The organism is Xanthocytophaga agilis (assembly GCF_030068605.1).
In the GTDB taxonomy this organism is placed as follows: Bacteria; Bacteroidota; Bacteroidia; order Cytophagales; family 172606-1; genus Xanthocytophaga; species Xanthocytophaga agilis.
The window spans coordinates 1-864 of the sequence record NZ_JASJOU010000051.1 but is presented as its reverse complement, the minus strand read 5'-3'; the positions used below and the strand labels follow the sequence as shown (position 1 = coordinate 864).

General features: G+C 35.6%; 1 protein-coding gene. It reads right to left on the bottom strand.

All coding sequences use genetic code 11. The features are described 5' to 3' along the window. Positions 1-32 precede the first annotated feature (32 nt). Positions 33-797 (bottom strand): IS5 family transposase, encoded by a 765-nt coding sequence (locus tag QNI22_RS40135; protein WP_314520315.1) that lies wholly within the window; start codon positions 795-797, stop codon positions 33-35. Between the last annotated feature and the right edge of the window lie 67 nt (positions 798-864).

The following is an 864-nucleotide window of genomic DNA, read 5'->3' as shown; positions in this document are numbered from 1 at the left end:
AGAGTATGTTTAAAAATTAAATTGTGAACAATTTAGAAACGGTTAAGAATAATTTGGCAGTTAGCCCATAAAATCCAGGCTTGTGCACTTTTAGTTGTTTTCTCATAATCTTTTGAATGTCTTCGGAAGAAATTTAGCCAACTAAAAGTACGCTCATTGACCCATCTCCACTTGATAGGTACAAAGCCTTTTTCACTAGGAGGGCAAGAGGCAATTTCTACTTCCAAACCAGCCACATTGGCTTCTACCCATTGCATAAATCCCTTTTTATAAGCATGATCAACTAAAATCTTTTTCATTCGATCTAAATATCCCAAACAATGTTCAACCAACAAATGAGCTTGAGTACTATCATGCATATCGGCAGCATGAACTACTACACCCCATACTAATCCCAAGGTATCTACTAATACATGTCTTTTTCTTCCATTAACCTTCTTGTTTCCATCAATACCCTTTTCTTCTACTACAAAAGAAACCGACTTAACCGACTGGCTATCAATACAAATTAGACTTGGCGTTTCTTCTTTGCCTTGTCTTTTTCGTTCGTGTTTATTCAACTCGCTATTTAAACGCTCTAATGTGCCATTGCGCTGCCATTTACGAAAGTAGTAATATACTACCTGCCAACAGGGATACATATTTGTTAAATTTCTCCATTGACATCCAGTACGTAAAATATAAAGTAGTCCATTGACTACTAAACGTAAAGAATGTTTCCGCTTGCGTTTTTCCTTTAAAATTTGTTCGATAAATTGCCACTGGGTATCGGTCAGTTCTTCAAACTGAGTTTGCATATTTTTTGAGTTTGGTCGCTTATAAAGTATGCAACCGATATCCTTTCTCAAAATTTAAACATACTCT

What these genes read in the sequence shown, in the direction of transcription:
- QNI22_RS40135 (WP_314520315.1), bottom strand. Translation starts at nt 797, where the DNA reads ATGCAAACTCAGTTTGAAGAACTGACCGATACCCAGTGGCAATTTATC.